This is a genomic window from Chromobacterium subtsugae (assembly GCF_001676875.1).
Classification (GTDB): Bacteria; Pseudomonadota; Gammaproteobacteria; order Burkholderiales; family Chromobacteriaceae; genus Chromobacterium; species Chromobacterium subtsugae.
This window is the reverse complement of the sequence record NZ_JYKA01000002.1, coordinates 197,136-220,441: the sequence shown is the minus strand read 5'-3', so window position 1 is coordinate 220,441 and position 23,306 is coordinate 197,136. Positions and strand designations below refer to the sequence as shown.

Sequence of the window (23,306 nt, the reverse complement as noted above, 5' to 3'; positions counted from 1 at the left end):
ACATAGAAAAAGCGGCCACTCGGCCGCTTTAAATTTAATGTTTAAAATTAAAAATTTATTTTAAACATCTATGTTGCGTGCGATCAAGGCGTTTCCTTCAATGAACTGACGTCTCGGCTCCACCTCGTCGCCCATCAGGGTGGTGAACACGTCGTCCGCGCCCATCACATCTTCGATGCGCACCTTCAGCAGGCGGCGCACGGTCGGGTCCATGGTGGTTTCCCACAGCTGTTCCGGGTTCATCTCGCCCAGGCCTTTGTAGCGCTGGATGTTCATGCCCTTTTTCACTTCGGCCAGCAGCCAGTCCAGCGCTTCGCCAAATTCCGCCACCGGGCGCACGGTTTCGCCGCGCTTCACCTGGGCGCCATCGCGCAGCAGGTTGTTCAGCAGGTCGCCGGTTTTCTTCAGCTCGGCGTAGTCGCCGCTGTCCAGGAAGTTTTGGTCCAGCACCGTCACCAGCACGTTGCCGTGCAGCTTGCGGATGATCTTCACCAGGTGGCCGTCGTTCTTTTCGTCGCGCAGCAGCTGCAGGTCGATGGTTTCGGCCGGCAGCAGCGCTTGCAGCGCGGCGACGCAGGCGGCGGCTTCAGCCTGGCTTTGCAGCGACAGCGGGCCGCTCTTCAGCATGGCTTCCAGCACCAGCGGGTCGATCACGCGGCTTTCGCGCTCTATTACCGCGCGGGTCAGCAGGAACTGGCGGGCGATTTCGGCCAGGGTGTCGCCGGCCAGCGGGGCTTCGCCTTCGGCCGGGATCAGCTCGGCTTTTTCCAGCGCCAGTTGTAGCAGGTACTGGTTCAGCTCGTAGTCGTCCTTCAGGTAGCGTTCCTGCTTGCCGTGCTTAGCCTTGTACAGCGGCGGCTGGGCGATGTAGATGTGGCCGCGCTCCACCAGTTCCGCCATCTGGCGGTAGAAGAAGGTGAGCAGCAGGGTGCGGATGTGCGCGCCGTCCACGTCGGCGTCGGTCATGATGATGATGCGGTGGTAGCGCAGCTTGTCCGGGTTGTATTCGTCCTTGCCGATGCCGCAGCCCATGGCGGTGATCAGCGTGGCCACTTCCTGGCTTTGCAGCATCTTGTCGAAGCGGGCGCGTTCCACGTTCAGGATCTTGCCCTTCAGCGGCAGGATGGCCTGGAATTTGCGGTCGCGGCCTTGCTTGGCGGAGCCGCCGGCGGAGTCACCCTCCACCAGGTACAGTTCGCACAGCGACGGGTCTTTTTCCTGGCAGTCGGCCAGTTTGCCGGGCAGGCCCAGGCCGTCCATGATGCCTTTGCGGCGGGTGATTTCGCGGGCCTTGCGCGCGGCTTCGCGGGCGCGGGCGGCTTCCACGATCTTGCCGCAGATGATCTTGGCGTCGTTCGGGTTTTCCAGCAGATAGGTCTTCAGCGCTTCGCTGATCACTTCGTTGACCACCGGGCCGATTTCGCTGGAAACCAGCTTGTCCTTGGTCTGGCTGGAGAACTTGGGGTCGGGCAGCTTGACGGACAGCACGCAGGTCAGGCCTTCGCGCATGTCGTCGCCGGTGGTGTCCACCTTGGCCTTTTTGGCCACTTCGCTCTCTTCGATGAACTGGTTCAGCGTGCGGGTCATCACCTGGCGCAGCGCGGTCATGTGGGTGCCGCCGTCGCGCTGCGGGATGTTGTTGGTGAAGCACTGGACGTTCTCTTGGTAAGAGTCGTTCCATTGCATCGCCACTTCCACCGTCATGCCGTCTTTTTCGCCGATGCCGTAAAAGGTTTTCGGGTGCAGCACGTTCTTGTTGCGGTTCATGTATTCGACGAAGCCGGCCACGCCGCCGGAGAAGGCGAAGTTTTCTTCCTTGCCGCTGCGCTTGTCGATCAGCTGGATGCCGACGCCCTGGTTCAGGAACGACAGCTCGCGGATGCGCTTGGCCAGGATGTCGAAGTGGAATTCGATGTGGCCGAAGGTTTCCACGCTGGCGAAGAAGGTGACTTCGGTGCCGCGGTGGCTGGTATGGCCGGTGACGGTGAGCGGGGCCACCGCGTCGCCGCGGCGGAATTCCATTTCATGCACCTTGCCGTCGCGCCAGATCTTCAGCTTCAGCCAGTCGGACAGCGCGTTCACCACCGATACGCCCACGCCGTGCAGGCCGCCGGAAATCTTGTAGCTGTTGCTGTCGAATTTGCCGCCGGCGTGCAGGATGGTCATGATGACCTCGGCGGCGGAGCGGCCTTCTTCCGGGTGGATGTCGGTGGGAATGCCGCGGCCGTTGTCTTCTACGGAGACGGAGTTGTCCGGGTTGATGGTGACCTTGATGGTGTCGGCATGGCCGGCCAACGCCTCGTCAATGGCGTTGTCCAGCACTTCAAACACCATGTGGTGCAAGCCGGTGCCGTCCTGGGTGTCGCCAATGTACATGCCGGGGCGCTTGCGCACCGCATCCAGGCCTTTAAGCACCTTGATACTGTCCGCGCCGTATTCTTGTTCGCTCATACTCACACTTTCCAAATGGCGGCGCTCTGGCGCGGCGGGGATGGTTTCCCGCCGCTGCCGGCGCGCTGCCGGTCATTCTTAAACCCGGTTGGGAGGCCGCGGCCTCCCGCTCACATCACGGTTCGCGCTGTCAGATGCGCATCGGCATCACGATGTACTTGAAGTTGCTGACGTCCGGAATGGTGAACAGCGCGCTGCGGTTGGAGTCGCCAAACGCCAGCTGCAGGGTGTCTGTCGGCAGGTTGGTCAGCACATCCAGCAGATAATTGATGTTGAAGCCGATTTCCAGCGTGCCGCCCTGGAAGGCGATTTCCAGCTCTTCTTCCGCTTCTTCCTGTTCGCTGTTGGTGCACAGGATGGACATCTTGCCCGGCGCCAGCACCAGGCGCACGCCGCGGAATTTCTCGTTGGCCAGAATGGCGGCGCGCTGCAAGGCGTGCAGGAATTCCAGGCGTTCGATCAGGAAAATCTTTTCGTTGTCCAGCGGGATCACGCGGTTGTAGTCGGGGAACTTGCCGTCGACAACCTTGCTGATGATCACGGTGGCGCCGAAGCTGAAGCGCACCTGGTTGGCCAGCACTTCGATCTTGATTTCGTCGTCGCTGTCCTGCAGCAGCTTGTACAGCTCGATGATGGTCTTGCGCGGCAGGATCACCTCGGCCTTGGGCAGGGTGGCGGCGACGTCGGCGCTGGCGAAGGCCAGGCGGTGGCCGTCGGTGGCCACCAGGCGCACCTGGTTGCCGTCGGTCTGCATCAACAGGCCGTTCAGGTAGTAGCGGATGTCCTGCACCGCCATCGCGTATTGCACCTGGGAGATCAGGCGCTTCAGCTCGCGCTGGCTCAGCGTGAAGCTGGAGTCGCTGGCGTTGCCCACCGACAGCAGCGGGAAGTCTTCCGCCGGCAGCGTCTGCAGGTTGAAGCGGCTCTTGCCGGCCTTCAGGGTGAGGCGGCCGCCGTCCAGCTGTTCCAGCGTGACGGTGGCGTTGCCGGGGATGGCGCGCAGGATGTCCTGCAGTTTCTTGGCGGACGTGGTCAGGCGGAAGTCTTCGCCCGGCAGTTCGTCGGCGCTGGCGGTGGTGATCTGGATTTCCAGGTCGGTAGCCAGAAAGCCCACCTGGCCGCCCTTTTTCTCGATCAGGACGTTGGACAGGATGGGCAGGGTGTGGCGACGCTCGACAATGCCGGTCACTGCCAGCAGGGGCTTGAGCAGGGCATCGCGTTCGGCTTGCAGGATCAGCATGTGGCGGGCTCCCGTTGAATGGTGAAGAGTCGGTTCATGGTTGAATTATCAGTTGCGCAGCATGGCCAGCAGCGTGTCGTAGTCGTGGGCGATGTCGGCGTCGTTGGCGCGCATTTCATTGATGGTTTTGCAGGCGTGCAGCACCGTGGTGTGGTCGCGGCCGCCGAACGCGTCGCCGATATTGGGCAGCGACAGCTGGGTCAGCTCCTTGGCCAGCGCCATCGCCACCTGGCGCGGCCGGGCGATGTCGCGGCTGCGCTTCTTGCTGTGCATGTCGGACAGCTTGATCTTGTAGTACTCGGCCACCGTCTTCTGGATGGCGTCCACCGTCACCTGGCGGTTGCCGGCGGCCAGAATGTCCTTCAGCGCTTCCTTCACCAGCTCCAGCGTGATGTTTTGGTTGGTGAAGCGGGCGTAGGCCACCACGCGCTTCAGCGCGCCTTCCAGCTCGCGCACGTTGGAGCGCACGTTCTGGGCGATGAAGAAGGCGACGTTGTGCTCCAGCTTGATGCTGTCGGCCTCGGCCTTCTTCATCAGAATGGCCACGCGCATTTCCAGCTCCGGCGGCTGGATTTCCACCGTCAGGCCCCAGGAGAAGCGCGAAATCAGCCGCTCTTCCATCCCTTCAATCTGCTTGGGGTAGCTGTCGCAGGTCATGATCACCTGCTTGCCGCCCTCGATCAGCGCATTGAAGGCATAGAAGAATTCTTCCTGGGTGCGGTTTTTGCCGGCGAAGAACTGGATGTCGTCAATCAGCAACAGGTCCAGCGAGTGGTAGTAGCGCTTGAATTCGTCAAACGCCTTGTGCTGGTAGGCGCGCATGATGTCGGCCACATAGCGTTCGGCGTGGATGTAGCGGATCTTGGCCTGCGGGTTCTTCTGGAACACGTGGTTGCCGATCGCCTGGATCAAGTGGGTTTTACCCAGGCCGACGCCGCCGTAGACGAACAGCGGGTTGTAGGCCTGGTCGCCCGGGTTTTCCGCGATCTGCATCGCCGCCGCGCGCGCCAGCTGGTTGCCCTTGCCTGTCACCAGCGTGTCGAAGGTGAAGGAAGGGTTCAGGCGCGTGCTTTCATGGCTGCCGCCGATGGCCTTCACCGCCGCCTGCTTGGCGGGGGACGGCGCCGCCGGCGCGCTGGCCGCGGCCTTGGCGGGCTCCTTGGCCTTGGGCAGGCTGCTGGCCGCCGGCTGCAGCGGCTTGGCCGACGGCGCGCCCAGGCGCAGCTCCACCGGGCATTCGCCGATCAGTTCCACCGCCAGTTCCTCGATGCGGCCCAGGAAGCGGTCCTTGATGAACTGCATGATGAAGCGGTTGGGCGCGAGCAGCGCAACGCCCTCGTCGCCGGCTTCGGCGGTGAGGGGTTTGATCCAGGTGTTGAACTGTTGCGAAGACAGTTCGGCCTCCAGGCGAGCGAGGCAAGCAGGCCAGAATTGATCCAGTTCGGTCATTACATACACGCAAGTGAAAGCGAAAAACCCGCTGCCGGCGCAAGGCTTGCAACAGCGGGAGAGGCCGCCTGCGACCTTTATAGAGCAAGGCGGCGCAGGCGGCGGGTGTTCGGCATGGAAGCGGCCGGCAGGCTGCGGTGGTTTGGACGCGGCGGGTTGTGGGCCCTGGGTGCGTTCATTTGTTGTGCAGCCGGACGGCAACGATAAGCCCAGACATTCTAACGGTTTTTTGCAAAGTTATCCACAGGGTGGCAGAAAATTCCTCGTTGACAAAGCCGCCGATTTCGAGTCAAATCACGCGTTTATTTCCGTTTCGAAACAGGAAACCCATATCATGAAACGTACTTACCAGCCTTCCAATACCCGTCGCAAACGCACTCACGGCTTCCTGGTCCGCATGAAGACCCGCGGTGGCCGCGCCGTCATCGCCGCTCGCCGCTCCAAGGGCCGCAAGAAGCTGGCCGTATAAGCCCCTTGTCGGCTTACCGCTTTCGCCGTGCGCACCGGCTGTTAAAAACGGATGATTTTTCATCCGTTTTTAGTTTGCGGCAACAACGCAGCAATGCGTTCTTCCAGGTGTATGTCCGCCCCAACGGGCTTGACCATCCCCGCGTAGGGCTGGTGGTCGGCAAAAAGGTGGCCAAGCGGGCGGTGCGCCGCAATTACATCAAGCGCTGCGTGCGCGAGTGGTTCCGCCTGCATCGGCAAGAGCTGGGCGGCGTGGACTACGTGGTGCGGGCCAAGCTGGCATTCACCCGAGAGCAACGCGGCGAAGCTGTCACAGCTTTGTCGGCTCTGTTTGCTAAACTGGCACGATGTCACGCATCCTCATCCTCCTGATCCGCTTTTACCAGCTGGCTATCAGCCCGTGGCTGCCGCCGCGCTGCCGCTATCAGCCCACCTGTTCCAGCTATGCGATCGAGGCGGTGAGGAAACATGGCGCACTCAAGGGCGGCTGGCTCGCCGCCAGACGCATCGGACGTTGCCACCCCTGGGGCGGCAGCGGCTATGACCCGGTTCCCTGAACTTTCCGGTATCGAGAGATGGATTCCAAGCGACTCATAATCTTCGTTTTACTGTCCGTGGGCATTCTGTTTGGCTGGAATGAATATTTCATGCCCAAGCACAGCCAGCAGCAGGCGGCACAGACCCAGGCCGCCGCGGGCGCGAGCAATGCGCAGCAGCCGGCCGACGTCAACAAGCTGACCCGCGGCCAGCGCATCCACGTCAAGACCGATCTGGTCGAGGCTGAAATCGACACCGTCGGCGGCGATCTGCGCTCGCTGCAGCTGCTGAAGCACGCCGCCGCAGAAGAACACGGCAAGCCGTTCCAGCTGTTCGAGGACGACGCCAAGCGCACCTACGTGGCGCAAACCGGCCTGGTGGCAGCCAGCAACCCGGCGCTGCCCACCCACAAAACCGTTTTCACCGCCGCCCAGTCCAGCTACCAGCTGACCGGCGACAAGCTGGAAGTGAAGCTGACTGCGCCGGACGCCAACGGCGTCAAGGTGAGCAAGGTCTACACCTTCAGCAAGGGCAGCTACGAGATCGGCGTCCGCTACGACATCGTCAACGGCGGCTCCGCCCCGGTCGCGCCCACCGCCTACTACCGCCTGCTGCGCGACAGCCAGGCGCCGGAAGGCGAAGGCCGCATGGCCCACACCTACACCGGCCCGGCCGTGTACACCTCCGAGCACAAGTTCCAGAAGGTGAGCTTCGACGACCTGGCCAAGGGCAAGGGCGACTACGCCAAGACCACCACCGACGGCTGGGTGGCGATGGTGCAGCACTACTTCATGTCCGCCTGGATCCTGAAGCCGCTGGACGCCGCCTCGGTGTGCAAGGACGACAAGTCCTGCCGCTTCGAGCTGAAGCAGAGCAACGGCCTGAACTCCGCCGCCGCGCTGGTTGACTACGCCACCATCGCCCCGGGCAAGAGCCTGAGCGTGAGCGTGCCGCTGTACGCCGGTCCGGAAGAGTACAGCATCATCTCCAAGCTGGCCGACGGCATGGAATACGCCAAGGACTTCGGCATCTTCTACATCTTCTCCTCGCCGCTGTTCTGGCTGCTGGTGAAGCTGCACGCGCTGGTGAACAACTGGGGCTGGGCGATCATCCTGCTGACGCTGACCATCAAGGCGGTGTTCTACCCGCTGACCGCGGCGTCCTACCGTTCGATGGCCAAGATGAAGGCGCTGGCGCCGCGTCTGGAGCGGATGAAGGAACAATACGGCGACGACCGCATGAAGTTCCAGCAGGCGGTGATGGAGATGTACAAGACCGAGAAGGTCAACCCGCTGGGCGGCTGCCTGCCGATGCTGATCCAGATTCCGGTGTTCATCGGCCTCTATTGGGCGCTGCTGGCCTCGGTAGAGCTGCGCGGCGCGCCGTGGGTGCTGTGGTACACCGACCTGGCCCGCCCGGACCCGTACTTCGTGCTGCCGGTGCTGATGACCGCCACCATGTTCCTGCAGACCTTCCTGAACCCGCCGCCGGCCGACCCGATGCAGGCGAAGATGATGAAGATCATGCCGCTGGCCTTCTCGGCGCTGTTCTTCTTCTTCCCGGCCGGCCTGGTGCTGTACTACGTGGTCAACAACGTGCTGTCGATGAGCCAGCAGTGGTACATCAACCGCAACATCAACAAGCAGAACAAGGCCGCGCTGCAATCGTAAGCGCTGAGTCTGGACTGCTGACCGAACCCGGCCCCAGGCCGGGTTTTTTGCTGGCCGGGCCGCCGGCCCCCTCTCGCTCATAATCAAGAGGCCGGACTTCGGCTTGCCAGGATCCATTCGCAGCGAAAGCCGCTTCGAAGCGCTGGAATTGCGGGATAATGGAAGCAGTGAATGCGTCGCGATGTCTGCGCCAGAACGCATGAGCGGGCGCCCGCTCTCTCTGGGGGAGAGGGCCGGAGCGATGCAGGCAGCTTCCACCGCCAGCCAGCAGCAGGCAGATAAATCGCGGCCAAGCCATCAAGGAATGTCGATGAACCTCAGTTACACCCCCGCCACCATCTGCGCGGTCGCCACCGCTCCGGGCCGCGGCGGCGTCGGCGTGATCCGCGTCTCCGGCAAGGACCTGCTGCCGTTCGCGCAGGCCATTTCCGGCGGCAAGTCGCCCAAGCCGCGCTATGCCACCTACACCGACTTTTTCGATGCCCACGGCCAGGCCATCGACAACGGCCTGCTGCTGTACTTCCCGGGGCCGAACAGCTTCACCGGCGAAGACGTGCTGGAGCTGCAGGGCCACGGCGGGCCGGTGGTGATGAAGATGCTGCTGGCGCGCTGCGTGGAGCTGGGCGCGCGCCTGGCCGAACCGGGTGAATTCACCAAGCGGGCCTTCCTGAACGACAAGCTCGATCTGGCGCAGGCGGAAAGCGTGGCCGACCTGATCGACGCCAGCAGCGAAACCGCCGCCAGGAGCGCGCTCAAATCGCTGAAGGGCGCGTTTTCCAAAGAGATCCACGTGCTGGTGGACGAACTGATCACCCTGCGCATGCTGGTGGAAGCCACGCTGGACTTCCCGGAAGAGGAAATCGACTTTCTCAAGCAGGCCGACGCGCTGGGCAAGCTCATGCGGTTGCGCGACCGGCTGGTGCAGGTGCAGGCCACCGCCAAGCAGGGCGCCATCCTGCGCGAGGGCATGCACGTGGTGCTGGTGGGCCAGCCCAATGTCGGCAAGTCCAGCCTGATGAACGCGCTGGCCGGCGACGACATCGCCATCGTCACCGATATCGCCGGCACCACCCGCGACACCGTGCGCGAGGAAATCGTCATCGACGGCGTGCCGGTGCACATCATCGACACCGCCGGCCTGCGCGACACCGACGACGTGGTGGAGAAGATAGGCATCGAGCGCACCTGGCAGGCGGTGGAGCGCGCCGATCTGGCCCTGCTGCTGGTGGACAGCCGCGAAGGCCTGACCGCCGAGGTGCAGGCCATCCTGGAGCGGCTGCCGCCGGCGCTGCCCAGGGTGCAGGTCTTCAACAAGGTGGACCTGTCTGGCGAAGCGGCGGGCCTGTCGGTGGAAAACGGCCACCCGCTGGTGCGGCTGTCGGCCCGCACCCACCAGGGCGTGGACGTGCTGAAGGCCAAGCTGCTGGAGATGATAGGCTACAGCGGCGCCGACGAGGGCGTGTTCCTGGCGCGCCAGCGCCACCTGGATGCGATCGCCCGCGCCGCCGAGCACCTGGAGCTGGCTCACGCCGATTGGGAACAGGTGGAGATCTTCGCCGAGGAATTGCGGATGGCGCAGAACGCGCTGTCCGAGATCACCGGCGAATTCAGCGCCGACGACCTGCTGGGCGTGATCTTCTCCCGCTTCTGCATCGGCAAGTAAGCCGCCGCCGCGAATCGCGCATCAGCCCCGCCTGGCGGGGCTTTTTCTTTGCGTCGGCGCAATATCGCCGCACTCGCGCTGTCAAGTCATTTGGCATTCATGGCGCAGCATGGAAAATGAATAGCGAGCCGGTCAATTTTTATGAATTTTGGAATAAGATACGCGCTGACGCCGCAATATGGCCTTGTCCTGGCGATTGGGCGCCAGTCCCGGCATTACCGCGGCCGCCTTGCCGGCTGTACTGATTTTTGAATCGTGCTGGTCATTATGTTTCCCATTGAAAGGATTTCATGTTGCGCAGATGGCTGGGGGTGTTATTCGGCATTTTGATGGCAAGCGGCGCGGCGCTGGCGGCGGAAGACCCGGTGATACTGACCGTTTCCGGCCAGATCGGGAAATGGACGAATAATAAAAGCCGGACATACGAATTCCGCGAAAGCGACTTGCAGGCTTTGTCGCAGCACGCCATCACCACCCGCACCAGCTGGACGCCGGAGGCGGTTTTTTCCGGGCCGCTGATGCGGGATATCCTGCGCCGCGTCGAAGCCAGGGGCGGGCAGGTGAAATTCGTCGCCTTGAACGATTACGCCTATACGGTGAGCCGCGACGAACTGGAAAAATACAATGTGATTCTGGCCCGTTCGTTCAATCACAAGCCGATGGCGATCAAGGAGCGCGGGCCGCTGTGGCTGATGTATCCGCTGCCGGACATGCCGGCGGAGGAAAGGGGACCGCTGCTGGATGCGAAATTGATCTGGCAGGTGTATCGGATCACGGTTTATTGAGGCTCATTCTGGCGCGATGAATATGGCAGATGGCGAAAGCAGTGCGAGCAAGCAGCCGTCCTGGCTGCTCTGGGGTTTGTCCCCGATATTCTGGCTGGTTGTCCTGCTGGTCTCCATCAGCATGTATATCGCGGTGGACCGTTACGCCGCGATCAAGAAATTCGATGGCCGCAGCGAGGACCTGTATTGGTCGGTGGCGCAGCTGCAGATCGCGCTGGAGCGCTCGCGCGCCGAGCTGGTGCGGCTGAAGGCCGGCGAAATCAGCCCGGAGCAGGCAGACATCCGGCTGGAGATCGCCAAAAGCCGCTATCAGGACTATGTCACGCCGTCGACCCTGCACGGCATGCTGAACGCGGTGCCGGGCTTCCGCGAAACCGCCGACATGCTGGGCAATTTCTTCCGCGACGGCAATATCGGCCATCTGAGCCGGGATTCGGCGCAGCGGCATATCGACCAGATCGACGACATTCGGCCGCGGCTGGCCGAGTTCGCGGTGCAGTCGCGGATGTCGGAAGTGTCGTTCCGCGATGAGCGCAACAAGGATCTGGAACGCAAGCGGCTGGTGTTTTCGTTGTGGTTCGCGTTGTGGGGCGGCATCGTCATCGTCATCTGGGTGCTGCTGTCGAGCTACCGCCGGGCGCGCCGCGACGTGGCTTCGCGCCAGGCGCTGCTGGAGAAGGAAAGGGCGGCGCACAAGGCCACGGTGTCGGCCGAGCTGGACCGCACCACCTTTCTCGCCACCATCAGCCACGAAATCCGCTCGCCGCTGCAGACCATGCAAGTGTGCGTCGAGCTGATGGAGCTGGATGTGCAGCCCGGCAATCGCATCCACGCCAACCTGATGCGGCTGAAGGCCAGCATGAGCCATCTGCTGAGCCAGGTGCGCGACATCATGGACATTTCCGCCATCAACAATATGCAGCTCAGGCTGCATCCCGAGGACGTCAGCCTGGCAGGCATCCTGACCGAGGTGGTGGACGCCTACCGGGTGCAGCTGGAAGGCAAGGGGCTGCGGCTGCATTTCGCGATGGCCAATCTGCCGGAGACCGCCACCCTGGACGGCAACCGGCTGCGGCAGGTCGTCGGCAACCTGCTGGCCAACGCCATCCGCTATACCGATCACGGCGAGGTGTCGGTGACGGCCCGGGTGGACGGGGTGCGCGGATTCCATCATCTGGAAATCCGGGTGCGCGATACCGGGGTGGGCATCCCCGCCGACTACCAGTCGCGGATTTTCCAGCCCTTCTTCCAGGGCAAGCAGCGCCGGCCGGGCAGCAGCGGCCTGGGGCTGGCCATCGTCAAGGAGCTGGTCAGCCTGCTGGGGGGCGAGATCGAGCTGAACAGCGAGGAGGGCCGCGGCTCGGAGTTCATCGTCAGGCTGCCGGTGCGCATCCAGCCGGAAGAGGGTGGCCATGAGCGTTCGGTGCTGCTGGTGGACGACGACCAGAACATCCGCGAGCCTTTCGCCGACTGCCTGAGCCTGGACGGCTACGCGGTGGTGATGGCCAGTTCGGTGGCCGAGGCCTGCCAGCAGGTGCAGCAGCGGCCGTTCGACGCCATCCTGCTGGACATGCAGCTGGGCAACGAAAGCGGCTACAGCGTGCTGGAGTTCATCCGGAAAAGCCGCAACAACCAGCAGGCCAGCATCATCGCCATGACCGCCTACCCGGAAGAATACGCCGACCCCCGCTCCGCCTGTTTCGCCGAGCGGCTGGAAAAGCCTTTCGACTTCAACCGCTTGCGCGCGGTGCTGAAGCGGCAGATGTCCTAGCGTTCGCCCCCGGGCCGACGGCTAGGCGTGTCTTTCCGTCCACAAATGCTGAATCGCATAGGCGCGCCATGGCTGCCAGGCTTCGGCGCGCCTGTGCAGCCGTTCCCGCTCGGCGGCGCTCAGGCCTAAATCCTCCAGCAAGCGTTGGCGAACGGCCGGGTAGGCATCCGGCTCGGCTTGCGCCGAATCCGCGGCGGCGTCCGGCGCGTCCCAGCGGCCGGGCAGCCGCAGGCCGGGCCGCGCGGCGATCAGGCCCGCCAATCGCGGATCCTGGGATAGGTGCCGCTCAATCATGGCGGGGTCGGCCGCCAGATCGAACATCGCCCGCACCCGCGCCAGGATGGCCGGCAGCGCCGCCAGTTGCGGGAAGCGGATGGTGACGCTCAGCGCGTGGCCCGCGCCGGGACGCACCGCCAGTTCGCCGCGGGCGCCGTTCCACGCGATGGTCCGCGCATAGCCGTCGTCCTGCACGGTTTCCACGCCGGGAATGGCGTGGGCGGCCAGGTGCAGCAGCATGGCCGGCCAGTGGTAGGGCGGCCGGTAGCGCAGCAGCAGGGTGATCTCGCCGGGCGCGGCCGGCGCGGCGCCGGCGTCGCGGCGCAACGCGCCGGGGGGCCGCCGGTACAGCGCCTGGAATACCTCGTTGAAGCGGCGTACGCTGCCGAAGCCGGCGGCGAAGGCGATGTCGGTCAGCGGCATCCGCGTTTCGTGGATCAGCTGCTTGGCCAGCAGCACCCGCCGCGTTTGCGCCACCGCCAGCGGCGGCGCGCCGACGTGTTCGGCGAACAGCCGGCGCAGTTGCCGCTCGCCCACGCCCAGCTTGTCGCACAGTTCGGCCAGGCTGGCCTCGTCCAGCATGCCGCGCTCGATCCAGGCCAGCGCGCGCGCCACGGTATGGCTGTGGCCGCTGTTGGACACGCCGCGCCAGGCGCCGGAGTCGGGCGCGGCTTCCGGCCGGCAACGCAGGCAGGGCCGCAGGCCGGCTTCCTGCGCCGCCGCCGCCGTGGGATAAAAGTCCACGTTCTCGCGCTTGGCGGTGCGCGCCGGGCAGATCGGCCGGCAGTAGATGCCGGTGGTGCGCACGCCGATGAAGAAGCGGCCGTCGAAGCGGGCGTCGCGGCTGGCCAGCGCGCGGTAGCAGATGTCGGGATCGAGTCGCATGCGCGCATCATCCAGCGAAACGCCGATGCCGGCCAGCGGTTTTCGGCCGCCGACTGCTTGATGGCCAGGTCCGAAAACCGCCAGCCGGCGGCGGCGCGCGGCGGCAAGATGCGGGCCTTGTCCTTTTCCGACGCACGGAGCGCGCCATGGCCGCAGACATTCAGCAGTTTCATCATTTCCGCCAATTGAACCGCCAGGGCCGCCTGTTGCTGCCCAATGCCTGGGATTGCGCCAGCGCCCGGCTGTTCGCCGCCGCCGGCTTGCCGGCCATCGCCACCACCAGCGGCGGCATCGCTTACGCCCGCGGTTGCCACGATGCCCAGCACCTAGGCCGCGAGGCGATGCTGCGCGAGATCGCCGCCATCGCGCAGAGCGTCGATCTGCCGCTCAGCGCCGACATCGAGGCCGGCTACGGCCTGGCGCCGGAGGACGTCGCGCTGACAGTGCAGGGCGCGCTTGCCGCCGGCGCGGTGGGGGTGAATCTGGAGGACAACGGCCATGGCCTGCTGGCGCAGCCCTTGTTCGACATCGCCGCGCAATCGGCGCGCCTCGCCGCCGCGCGCCGGGCGGCGGAGCAGGCCGGCCTGCCCTTGTGGATCAATGCCCGCGTCGATGTCTGGCTGCTGGGCCTGGGCGGAGATGAGGAGGCGCGCCTGGCTCAGACCGTGGCGCGCGGCAATGCCTACCTGGCGGCCGGCGCGGACATGGTGTTTGTGCCGGGGCTGGCCGACGCGGCGTTGGCGGCGCGCTTGGCGGCGGCCTTGAACGGGCCGCTCAATCTGATGGCGCTGCCCGGGGTGGCGGGGGCCGAGGCCTGGTTTGCCGCCGGGGCGAGCCGGGTCAGCCTGGGCGTGGGGCCGATGCTGGCCAGCATGGGGCTGGTGCGCGAGATGGCGCGCGAGGCCGCCCAGGGCGTCTGGCCGAGCATGGCTGCGCACTTTTACGGCTTCGCCGAGGCGGAAGCCTTGTTCGCCGCCGGCTGACGCTGCGGCGCGACGGCATCGTCCAGCCATTGGAACAGCTGGTCGACGACTATCGCCAGCAGCGCCACCGGCAGCGCGCCCTGGATCACGTAGGCGGTGTTGAAGCCGGACAGGCCGACGATGATGGGCAGGCCCAGGGTTTTGGCGCCGACGGTGGAGGCCAGCGCCGCGGTGCCGACATTGATCACCACCGCGGTGCGTACGCCGGCCAGGATCACCGGCGCGGCCAGCGGCAGCTCGACCCGCAGCAGGATCTGCCGCCGGCTCATGCCGATGCCGGCGGCGACTTCGCGCATGTCCGGCGGCACCGAGGCCAGGCCGGCCAGGGTGGCGTGGGCGATCGGCAGCAGGCTGTACAGCGTCAGCGCCGCCAGCGCCGGCAGCGCGCCGAAGCCCAGCAAGGGCACCGTCGCCGCCAGCACCGCCACCGGCGGCAGCGATTGGGCGAGGGACAACAGCGATTCCAGCAGCGGGCGGAATTCACGCCCGGCGGGGCGGCTGGTCCACAGCCCGGCGCCGCCGCCCAGCAGCAGCGCGAGCGCGCTGGACAGCGCGACGATGCCAAGATGGGACAAGGTCAGCGCGGCGAAGTCGTCCTGCAGGTATAGCGGCCGCTCCAGTTCCGGGAAGGCGAGGCGGAACAGCGCGGCGCTGCGCGGCAGCGCCAGCAGCAGGCCGGCCAGCGCCAGGCTGGCCAGGATCAGCGCGGCGCGGCGGCGCAGCCAGCTCATGCGCGCGGGCCCAGCAGGTCGTCGAAACGCAGCGCGCCTATCCTGGCGCCCTGGCCATCCTCCACCGGCAGCGCCGCGGCGCCCTGGGCGACGAAGGCCGACAGCGCCTCGCGCAGAGTGCTGTCGGCGCGGATGGCCGCGCCGTCGGCGCGCTCGCCCGGCCGCATCCGCTCTCCCACCCGCACCAGGCCCAGCAGGCGCACGCCGACATCGGCCGGGTTGAAGAATTGGCGGACAAAGTCGGTGGCCGGGCGCAGCAGGATGTCGCGCGCGCCGCCCTGCTGGACGATGCGGCCCTGGTCCATCACCACGATGCGCTGGCCCAGCAGCAGCGCCTCGTCGATGTCGTGGGTGACCAGGATCACGGTTTTGCCGAACAGCCGCTGGATGCGCGCCAGCTCCTGCTGCAGATTGGCGCGCGTCACCGGGTCCAGCGCGCCGAACGGCTCGTCCATCAGCAGCACGTCGGGGTCGGCGGCCAGCGCGCGCGCCACGCCGACGCGCTGCTGCTGGCCGCCGGACAGCTGGTGCGGATAGCGCGGGCCGAACTCCCGCGCCGGCAGCCGCAGCGCGTCCAGCAGTTCTTCCACCCGGGCGCGGATGCGCGCCGGCGGCCATTTGAGCAGCTGCGGCACCGCGGCGACGTTCTGCGCCACCGTCCAGTGCGGGAACAAGCCTACCGACTGGATGGCGTAGCCGATGTGGCGGCGCAGGATTTCCGGCGGCTGGCTGCGGATGTCGCGGCCGGCGACGCGGATGCTGCCGCTGTCGGGTTCGATCAGCCGATTGAGCATTTTCAGCGTGGTGGACTTGCCGGAGCCGGAGGTGCCCACCAGCACCGCCAGTTCGCCCTCGGCCACTGTCAGGTCGAGGTCGGCCACCACGCGCGAGCCATTGAAGCTTTTGTTGACGCCAGCGATTTCAATCATGGGCAGCGTGGTCCATCCGGGAGATGACGATCTTGAACGCGGCGTCGCACGCGGCAGCCAGCAGCGCGATGGGCAGCACGCCCAGCAGCGTCTGGTCCGGCGCGCTGGCGGACAGGCCCTGGAACAGGATGGCGCCGAAGCCGCCGGCGCCGATCAGCGCCGCCACCGCCGCCAGCCCCACCGCCTGCACGGTGGTGACGCGCAGGCCGCTGAGAAACACCGGCAGCGCCAGCGGCAGCTCCACCCGCGCCAGCAGCTGCCATGGCGACATGCCGATGCCGCGCGCGCTGTCGCGGGCCGCCGTCGGCACCTGGCGCAGCGCGGCCAGGGTGCCGTGCGCCATCGGCAGCAGCGAGTACAGCGTCAGCGCGGTCAGCGCCGGGGCCAGGCCGACCCCGGCGATGCCGGACTGAGGCCACAGCCGGCCCAGCCAGGCCAGCGGCGCGATCAACAGCGCGAACAGGGCGATGGACGGCACCGTCTGCAGCGCGTTCAGCGCCGGGAACAGCCAGGCTTCCACCCGCGGGCGGCGAAACGCGGCCAGGCCCAGCGCGCCGCCCAGCAGCGCCGCCGGCAGCACCGAGAAGCACACCAGTTGCAGGTGGCGCAGCAGCGCCAGGTGGAAGCTGTCCTGGTAGTTGCGGTATTCGCGCAGCAGCGCCAGTTGGTCCAGCGCGCCGCCCAGCAGCATGGCCAGCGCCGGCAGGCAGGCGGCGCAGACCATCAGCGCGCGCCGCGCCGGTGATGGCGACAGGCCGCGCAGCGCTTCGGCCAGCTGCAGGCCGGCGGCCAGTTGCAGCAGCCAGAAGCCGGCGCCGAAGGCGACGCGGGCCAGCGCGTCTTCGCCGGCGGCGAGGCGCAGCGCCTCGCGGCCGGCCACCCACAGCAGGCCATTGCCCAGCAGGCAGGCGCACAGCGCCAGCAACAGCTGGCTGCCAGCCGAGCGGCGCAGCCAGGGCGCCAGCGCCAGCGGCAACGCGGCCGCCAGCAACAGGGCGGCCTCGGCGCCGGGCAGGCTGGCCAGGTACAGGCCCTGGCCGCTCAGCAGCCGGTTGGGGGCATAGCTGAGCAGCGGGCAGCAGAAACCCGCCGCCAGCAGCAGGGCCAGCAGCAGGCCAACCCGGTTGCGCAGCCGCATCAGCCGCGGCGCCTCATCGGATGAAGCCTTTGCGCTTCAGGTAGTCGGCCGCCACCTTGCGCGCGTCGCGGCCCTCAAGGGCGATGCTGGCGTTGAGCTTCTGCAGCGTGGCCTCATCCAGCGACTGGAACACCGGCTTGAGCCAGACGGCGATCTGCGGCTGGCGCGCCAGCGCGTCGGCGCGGATGATGGCCGCCGGCGCGTATACCGGCTGCACGCCCTTGGGGTCGCTCAGCGTCGTCAGGCCAAGCGCGGCCAGAGGGCCGTCGGTGCCGTAGGCCATCGCGGCGTTGACGCCGGAGGTTTGCTCGGCGGCGGCTTTGATGGTGGCGGAGGTGTCGCCGCCGGCCAGCGTCAGCAGCTGGTCCTGACGCAGCTTGAAGCCGTAGGCCTGTTGGAAGGCCGGCAGCGCGTCGGGCCGCTCGATGAATTCGGCCGAGGCCGCCAGCTTGAAGCGGCCGCCCTTGGCCAGCCAGCGCTGGAGGTCTGCCAGCGAGGCCAGATGGTTGGCGGCGGCCAGGTCGCGGCGCACCGCGATGGTCCAGGTGTTGTTGGCAGGCGCCGGCGCCAGCCAGACGATGCGGTTCTTGTCGTAGTCCAGCTGCTTGACGCGCTGGTAGCCGGCGGCGGCGGATTTCCAGGCCGGGTTTTTCTCGTCGGCGAAGAAAAAGGCGCCGTTACCGGTGTATTCGGGGTAGATGTCGATTTCGCCGGCGGCGATGGCGGCGCGCACTACCTTGGTATTGCCCAGCGACAGCCGATTGGCGGTTTTGACGCCGTGAGCCTCGAGCACCTGCTGGATGAGGTTGCCCAGCAGCGCGCCCTCGGTGTCTATCTTGGAGCCGACGCGGATGGCGTCGGCGGCGCCGGCGGCGGCGGCGGACAGCAGCAGGCCGGCGGCAAGCGCGGCCAGCGGGGCAAGGCGGAAAACGGGGCGCGGCATGTGGGCTCCTCGGTTTGCTCGGCGGCGGTCAGACTGGGCGCGGCCGCATGACATGCGGCTGGCTGCGCTCAATATACCGCTCCTTGCCGGCGTTCGGCCAGCGGCGGGGAAGGGGGAGGGAAAAGCGAGGCGGGTTTAGCCCGCGGCGTCGCCGTGGCGCGCCAGGAAGTCGCGCTTGGCGGCGGCGGAGAGCTGCTTGAACGCGTATTCGGCCTTCAGCGCGGTGGAACGGTCCGGGTATTCGATCACCAGCGCGATGGCGCTGGGCGGGTTGAGGCGGGTGTAGCGCGCGCCCTTGCCGGCCTGGTGCTGGCGGTAGCGGCGCGCCACGTCGGTGCTGACGCCGGTGTAGAGCGCGCCGCCCGCGCAGCGCAGCACATAGAGAAACCAGGGCCGCGGCGGCCCCGGCTCATGCTCAGATGGCGGCATCGAAGCCGTCGGCGATCGGGCTGATCAGCACCCGCTCGGTGCGGTTGCCTTTCTGCGCGGTGACGCGCAGCTTCCATTCGCCCACCGTCACCTCGTCGCCTTCGCGCGGGATGCGCTCCAGGCAGTCCATCAACAGGCCGGCCACGGTGTGGAAGTCTTCGTCCTCGAAGTCGCCTAGCGTCAGGTATTGCTCCAGCGTCATCAATTCCAGGCTGCCCTCCACGTCGTAGCTGCCGTCGGCATTGGCCACGATGGCCGGCAGCTCGTGGCGTTCGTGCTCTTCCGGGAATTCGCCGGCGATCGCCTCCATGAGGTCTTTCTGGGTGACTATGCCTTCCAGGCTGCCGAACTCGTTGACCACGAAGGCCATGTCGGCGGCGTGCTGGCGGAAGCTCTCCAGCGCCTTCAGCACGGTGACGGTTTCCGGCAGCACCAGCGGCTGGCGCAGCGCGGCGTCGATGTCGAGCTGGCCGCCATCCAGGAGCTGCGCCAGCAGGTCCTTGCGCGCGACGATGCCCAGTGGCTCGTCTATGCTGCCGTCGCGTATCACCACCAGCCGCGAGTAGGGGCTGTCGCGCAGCGCCTTGCGGCGGGCGGCTTCAGGCTGGCTGAGGTCCAGCCGGTGGATGTCGGCGCGCGGGGTGGCGATCACGCGGATCGGCCGCTCGGCCAGCGTCAGCACGCTGTGTATCATCGCGCGTTCGTTGTGGCCGAAGGCGGTTTCCTCCACCGGCTGCGGGCCGACTTCGGGCTTGGCCTCGGGCTTGGCTTCCGACAGGCGGGTGCCCATCAGGCTGAGCACCGCGTTGGCGGTGCGCTCGCGGAAGCTCTGGTTGCGGTTGAGGTAGCGGACGCGGTTGGCCTGCGCCACCTGGTTGAACGATTCGATCAATACCGAGAAGCCGATGGCGGCGTACAGATAGCCCTTGGGAATGTGGAAGCCGAAGCCGTCGGCCACCAGGCTGAAGCCTATCATCAAGAGGAAGCCCAGGCACAGCATCACCACGGTCGGGTGGGCGTTGACGAAGGCGGTCAGCGGCTTGCTGGCGGCGATCATCAGGATCATGGCGATGATCACGGCCAGCATCATCACCGGCAGGTGTTCGGACATGCCGATGGCGGTCACCACCGAGTCGATCGAGAACACCGCGTCCAGCACCAGGATCTGGGCGACGACGGTGGCGAAGGCGGCGTAGGCGCGCTGGCCGCTGGCCTTCACTTCGTCCACGCCTTCCAGCCGCTCATGCAGCTCGGTGGTTGCCTTGAACAGCAGGAACACGCCGCCGCCCAGCATGATCAGGTCGCGGCCGGCGAAGCCCTGGCCCCAGATCGAGAACAGCGGGGTGGTGAGGGTGACCAGCCAGGAAATGCTGGCCAGCAGGACGAGGCGCATCAGCAGCGCCAGCGACAGGCCGGTGATGCGGGCGCGGTCGCGTTGTTCCGGGGGCAGTTTTTCGGCCAGGATGGCCACGAAAATCAGGTTGTCGATGCCGAGCACGATCTCGAGAATGATCAGCGTCAAGAGGCCCAGCCAGGCGGCGGGGTCGGACAGCCACGATAAGTCCATGATGGTGTAGTACGTTCCTTAGAGGGATAAAAAAGCGCTAAAAGCGCTACAAGGATACCAAATGCCGCCGCCGCGGGCGGGGAAAATGCAAAACGCCCCGCGCAGACGGGGCGTCGATGATGCCTGGGAAAGATTACAGGCCGCCGTACGAGTGCAGGCCGGACAGGAACATATTGACGCCGAGGAAGGCGAAGGTGGTGACCAGCAGGCCGCCGACCGACCACCAGGCCAGCGGCGCGCCGCGCCAGCCCTTCACCAGGCGGATGTGCAGCCAGGCGGCGTAGTTGAGCCAGACGATCAGCGCCCAGGTTTCCTTCGGGTCCCAGCTCCAGTAGCCGCCCCAGGCGTCCGCCGCCCACATCGCGCCCAGGATGGTGGCGATGGTGAAGAACAGGAAGCCGACGGAAATGGCCTTGTACATCATCTCGTCCAGCACCTCGGCGCTGGGCAGCCTGTCCTTCAGCCAGCCCTTCAGCACCAGCAGCTCGCCCACGCCCAGCATCGCCGCCAGCGCGAAGGAGCCATAGCCGACGAAGTTGGCCGGCACGTGTATCTTCATCCACCACGACTGCAGCGCCGGTATCAGCGGCTGGATCTCGTGGGCCTGGCGGTCCAGGCTGTACCACAGGATGAAGCCGACGGTGGCGCAGATCACCGGCAGCACCAGCGCGCCGGCCTGGCGCGCGGCGAAGCGCGCCTCGTAGTAGAGGTGCATCAGCGCGGTGATCAGACAGAACAGCACCATCACTTCGTACAGGTTGGACACCGGGATGTGGCCGACGTCCGGCGCGATCAGATAGCTCTCGTACCAGCGCACGAACAGGCCGGCCAAGCCCATCGCCGCCGCCGCCCAAGTCAGGCCGCGCCCCATGCGCAGCAGCAGGTCGGAGCGCCGCGCCACCCCCAGCCAGTAGACGGCGGTGGCCAGGAAGAACAGCGTGCACATCCACATGATGGCCGACTGGCTGGCCAGCGCGAACTTCAGCCAGAACGCGGTCTGGCCGCGGGCCAGATCGTGCTGGTAGTCGGCGATGCCGAGCAAGGCGGCGCCGCCGGCCAGCGGGAAGAACCAGCGCCAGGATTGCCAGAACCAGCCCAGCGCGATCAGGCCCAGCGCCGATCCGGCCAGGATGCCCTGCTCGTAGACGTCCATGTCCTGGTGATACAGCCGGAAGCTGTAACCGGCGGCCAGCAGGATCAGCAGCGCGTAGGCGCCGTCCCACAGCGAGAGCCGCTTCCACAGCGGCGTGCGTGCAAAGGAAGAAGTTGCCAGTTCCATCATGATCCCCGTGTCAGCTGTTTGATGGCGTCTAGATGACGCTGGAAGTCGCGGTCGAGATCGCGGTTATGCCGGTTTGAGGTCATCGCCACCCTGAGCTGGCGGCCGTGGATGCGCACCCACAGGCGCAGTTCGCGCACATAGAACATTAGCACGATGCCCAGCACCAGCAAGATCGAACCGAGATAGACCAGGGTCTTGCCCGGCGAGCGCGTCAGCTGCAGGCCGGACGACTGCACCTGGTCGAAGCTGTCCAGCTGCAGGAAGACCGGCGCGCCGTAGTCGCGCAGGCCGCTGCTGGCCACCAGGCCGTCCAGCAGGAAGCGGTAATGCGCGGCGTCGGCGGCTAGCGGCTTGGCGCCGGCTTTTTCGTCGGCCACCGCCATCACGTCCACCACCGCGGTCTGCAGGATGCGGATATAGGTCTGCGCCACCGCCTGGCGCTTGTCGGCCGGCACCTGCTTTTCCAGGAATTGTTCCAGGCCGGCGAAGCCGCCGTCGGCGAAGCGCTGCAGCATCACCTTGATGCCGTCCTTGAAGTCGCGCGCCAGTTTCTCGTCCGGCTTGCCGCCCTGCATCGCCTGGCGGGTGGCGCGTTCGGCGATGGCGTCGTACAGCGTCGGGTCGCGCAGCGCCGCGTACAGGCGCATGAAGCGTTCGAGGCCCATGTCGTCGTCCAGCGGCAGGCGCAGGTACTGGAAGGGCTCGGCCGGGGTTCTGCGCACGCCGGCCATCAGGTAGCTGGCGCCGTCCTGCTGGATCGGCGACATGTAATGCATGTATTCCACTGCCTGGCCCTGCTTGTCGCGCAGCTTGAAGCTGATCGACGGGCCGAAGTTCTTCAGCTCCTTGCTCTGCTTCACTTCGCGCGCGTCGTGCATGCGCTGCAGCAAGGTGGGGTCGGCGGCGCCGGGCTTGCCGACGTTCTCGATGTTGAACACCCGCAGCTCGCCCAATTCCAGCGTGTAGTCCTTGCCGCCGGCCTGCAGCGGCTGGCTGGCCAGCGACACCGCCCGCAACGGCTCCGGCGCGGCCTGCGGCTGCTCCAGGTTCCACTTGCGGAACAGCAGCGGCGAGCCGCCGTCGCCGAACGAGGACTGGTAGATGGCGACGCCGTCGACGATCAGCGGGTGGTTGACCTTGACCGTGGCGGCGGTGCTCTTGCCGCTGGCCTTGTCGGTCACCACGATGTCGCTGGCGAACAGCTTGGGCATGCCGCTGCTGTAGTAGTCGACATGGAATTTCTTCAGCGTGACGACGAAGGGCAGATCCTGCACCAGGTAGCCGTTGCCGGAGTCGATGAAGCCGACGTCGGCGCTCTTGCCTTCGGCGATGTTGACGTTGCCGCGGAAGGACAGGTTGGTGACCGGCAGCCGGCTGTGCTCGGGAATCTGCGCCTGCGGGATGTTGCGGGTCTCGGGCACCAGCCGGCCGGCCAGGATGCCGAGCTTAAGCGGCACGTTGCCGTCCATCAGGCCGCCGACGCAGATCACGATCAGCGCGATGTGGGCGAAGAAGTAGCCAAGCTTGCCGGCGGCGCCTTTTTTGGCGGCGATCAGCAGGCTGCCGTCGGCCTGTTCGCGCTGGCGCAGCCGGTAGCCCTGCGCTTGCAGGTAGGCCGCCAGCGTCTGCGGGTCGGCGGCCTCGGCCTCCAGGGCCTGGCTGTGCGACATGGCCGCCAGCGAGCTTTCGCCGGCCTTGTCGCGGTAGGAGCGCATCTGCTTGATGAAGCCGGGGCCGTTGCGCAGCACGCACAGGGTCAGCGACAGCACCAGGAAGACCAGGATGGTCAGGAACCAGGCGGAATGGTAGACGTCGAACAATCCAAGCTGTTCGAAGGCCTGGAACCAGAACTGGCCGAACTCGAAGGCGTAGTTGGGGTAGGGCTCGTTTTGCTTGAGCACGGTGCCGATGATGGAGGCGATGGCCAGGATGGTCAGAAGACCGATGGCGAAGCGCATCGAGCTGAACAGTTCGTACAGCGCTCGGCGAGTGGTGTTGCGGCGATGGTTTGTCATGAATAGCTAACACAAAAAGGGAAGCCGGTCCGGAGCTTCCCTTTTGAACGCGCCTGGTCGGCAAAGTTGCGTCGGCGCGCCGGGCCGCATGGCG

The 23,306-nt window shown here is 66.3% G+C and carries 20 protein-coding genes; 8 read left to right on the top strand and 12 right to left on the bottom strand.

Going from position 1 to position 23,306, the window contains the following annotated elements; genetic code table 11:
- Positions 1 to 60: 60 nt before the first annotated feature.
- The 3 genes from gyrB to dnaA all read right to left on the bottom strand — a co-directional run bounded on the left by gyrB (position 61) and on the right by dnaA (position 5,140).
- The gene (gene gyrB / locus MY55_RS03275) at positions 61 to 2,451 is read right to left on the bottom strand and encodes a DNA topoisomerase (ATP-hydrolyzing) subunit B (RefSeq protein WP_065201965.1); all 2,391 of its coding nucleotides are present in this window, start codon (positions 2,449 to 2,451) and stop codon (positions 61 to 63) included.
- Between the two features lie 130 nt (positions 2,452 to 2,581).
- Positions 2,582 to 3,691: a DNA polymerase III subunit beta gene (dnaN, locus tag MY55_RS03270; protein ID WP_065201964.1), complete on the bottom strand. Its 1,110-nt coding sequence runs from the start codon at positions 3,689 to 3,691 to the stop codon at positions 2,582 to 2,584.
- A 48-nt stretch (positions 3,692 to 3,739) separates the two neighbouring features.
- Positions 3,740 to 5,140 (bottom strand): chromosomal replication initiator protein DnaA, encoded by a 1,401-nt coding sequence (gene dnaA, locus MY55_RS03265; RefSeq protein WP_047237981.1) that lies wholly within the window; start codon positions 5,138 to 5,140, stop codon positions 3,740 to 3,742.
- A 334-nt stretch (positions 5,141 to 5,474) separates the two neighbouring features.
- On the opposite strand from dnaA, the gene rpmH reads away from it, so the two are divergent.
- The 7 genes from rpmH to MY55_RS03230 all read left to right on the top strand — a co-directional run bounded on the left by rpmH (position 5,475) and on the right by MY55_RS03230 (position 12,034).
- Complete coding sequence (gene rpmH, locus MY55_RS03260) at positions 5,475 to 5,609, top strand: 50S ribosomal protein L34 (RefSeq protein WP_043571661.1); 135 nt, start codon at positions 5,475 to 5,477, stop codon at positions 5,607 to 5,609.
- 5 nt (positions 5,610 to 5,614) lie between these two features.
- Complete coding sequence (gene rnpA / locus MY55_RS22430) at positions 5,615 to 5,980, top strand: ribonuclease P protein component (protein ID WP_076098102.1); 366 nt, start codon at positions 5,615 to 5,617, stop codon at positions 5,978 to 5,980.
- A complete protein-coding gene (gene yidD / locus MY55_RS03250) occupies positions 5,956 to 6,165 on the top strand; it encodes a membrane protein insertion efficiency factor YidD (RefSeq protein WP_043571666.1) in 210 nt (69 codons plus the stop codon). Before rnpA ends, yidD begins: the two co-directional genes overlap by 25 nt.
- 18 nt (positions 6,166 to 6,183) lie before the next feature.
- Positions 6,184 to 7,815: a membrane protein insertase YidC gene (gene yidC / locus MY55_RS03245; protein WP_065201962.1), complete on the top strand. Its 1,632-nt coding sequence runs from the start codon at positions 6,184 to 6,186 to the stop codon at positions 7,813 to 7,815.
- A 310-nt stretch (positions 7,816 to 8,125) separates the two neighbouring features.
- Positions 8,126 to 9,478, top strand: coding sequence for a tRNA uridine-5-carboxymethylaminomethyl(34) synthesis GTPase MnmE (gene mnmE / locus MY55_RS03240; RefSeq protein ID WP_047237979.1), 1,353 nt, complete (start codon positions 8,126 to 8,128; stop codon positions 9,476 to 9,478).
- Between the two features lie 290 nt (positions 9,479 to 9,768).
- Positions 9,769 to 10,263: a putative pterin-binding protein gene (locus tag MY55_RS03235; RefSeq protein WP_043571673.1), complete on the top strand. Its 495-nt coding sequence runs from the start codon at positions 9,769 to 9,771 to the stop codon at positions 10,261 to 10,263.
- A gap of 22 nt (positions 10,264 to 10,285) precedes the next feature.
- Positions 10,286 to 12,034, top strand: a complete 1,749-nt coding sequence (locus MY55_RS03230; protein ID WP_065201961.1) for an ATP-binding response regulator — start codon at positions 10,286 to 10,288, stop codon at positions 12,032 to 12,034.
- A gap of 21 nt (positions 12,035 to 12,055) precedes the next feature.
- Here MY55_RS03230 and MY55_RS03225 read toward each other — a convergent pair whose 3' ends face one another.
- Positions 12,056 to 13,195: a bifunctional transcriptional activator/DNA repair enzyme AdaA gene (locus tag MY55_RS03225; protein ID WP_065201960.1), complete on the bottom strand. Its 1,140-nt coding sequence runs from the start codon at positions 13,193 to 13,195 to the stop codon at positions 12,056 to 12,058.
- A gap of 146 nt (positions 13,196 to 13,341) precedes the next feature.
- Between MY55_RS03225 and MY55_RS03220 the strand changes: the two genes are divergently transcribed.
- Positions 13,342 to 14,178, top strand: coding sequence for an isocitrate lyase/PEP mutase family protein (locus MY55_RS03220; protein ID WP_065201959.1), 837 nt, complete (start codon positions 13,342 to 13,344; stop codon positions 14,176 to 14,178).
- Here MY55_RS03220 and MY55_RS03215 read toward each other — a convergent pair.
- The 8 genes from MY55_RS03215 to MY55_RS03180 form a co-directional block, all read right to left on the bottom strand.
- Positions 14,136 to 14,909, bottom strand: coding sequence for an ABC transporter permease (locus MY55_RS03215; RefSeq protein ID WP_047258589.1), 774 nt, complete (start codon positions 14,907 to 14,909; stop codon positions 14,136 to 14,138). The two genes, MY55_RS03220 and MY55_RS03215, sit on opposite strands and share 43 nt — an antisense overlap.
- Entirely contained in the window at positions 14,906 to 15,838 is a 933-nt protein-coding gene (locus tag MY55_RS03210; protein WP_047258588.1) for an ABC transporter ATP-binding protein, read from the bottom strand. The genes MY55_RS03215 and MY55_RS03210 overlap by 4 nt, the downstream gene beginning before the upstream one ends.
- Positions 15,831 to 16,976 carry an ABC transporter permease gene (locus tag MY55_RS03205; RefSeq protein ID WP_047258587.1) on the bottom strand — a complete coding sequence of 382 codons (1,146 nt, stop codon included), beginning with the start codon at positions 16,974 to 16,976 and terminating at the stop codon, positions 15,831 to 15,833. Before MY55_RS03205 ends, MY55_RS03210 begins: the two co-directional genes overlap by 8 nt.
- A gap of 13 nt (positions 16,977 to 16,989) precedes the next feature.
- On the bottom strand, positions 16,990 to 17,919 hold the full coding sequence (osmF, locus tag MY55_RS03200) for a glycine betaine ABC transporter substrate-binding protein OsmF (RefSeq protein ID WP_065201958.1): 930 nt from the start codon (positions 17,917 to 17,919) through the stop codon (positions 16,990 to 16,992).
- Positions 17,920 to 18,054: 135 nt separating this feature from the next.
- On the bottom strand, positions 18,055 to 18,348 hold the full coding sequence (locus MY55_RS03195; protein ID WP_047237971.1) for a GIY-YIG nuclease family protein: 294 nt from the start codon (positions 18,346 to 18,348) through the stop codon (positions 18,055 to 18,057).
- Complete coding sequence (locus MY55_RS03190) at positions 18,335 to 19,915, bottom strand: TerC family protein (RefSeq protein ID WP_043571686.1); 1,581 nt, start codon at positions 19,913 to 19,915, stop codon at positions 18,335 to 18,337. The genes MY55_RS03195 and MY55_RS03190 overlap by 14 nt, the downstream gene beginning before the upstream one ends.
- A 133-nt stretch (positions 19,916 to 20,048) precedes the next feature.
- The gene (gene ccsB / locus MY55_RS03185; protein WP_047258585.1) at positions 20,049 to 21,194 is read right to left on the bottom strand and encodes a c-type cytochrome biogenesis protein CcsB; all 1,146 of its coding nucleotides are present in this window, start codon (positions 21,192 to 21,194) and stop codon (positions 20,049 to 20,051) included.
- A complete protein-coding gene (locus tag MY55_RS03180; RefSeq protein WP_065201957.1) occupies positions 21,194 to 23,212 on the bottom strand; it encodes a cytochrome c biogenesis protein ResB in 2,019 nt (672 codons plus the stop codon). Before MY55_RS03180 ends, ccsB begins: the two co-directional genes overlap by 1 nt.
- Between the last annotated feature and the right edge of the window lie 94 nt (positions 23,213 to 23,306).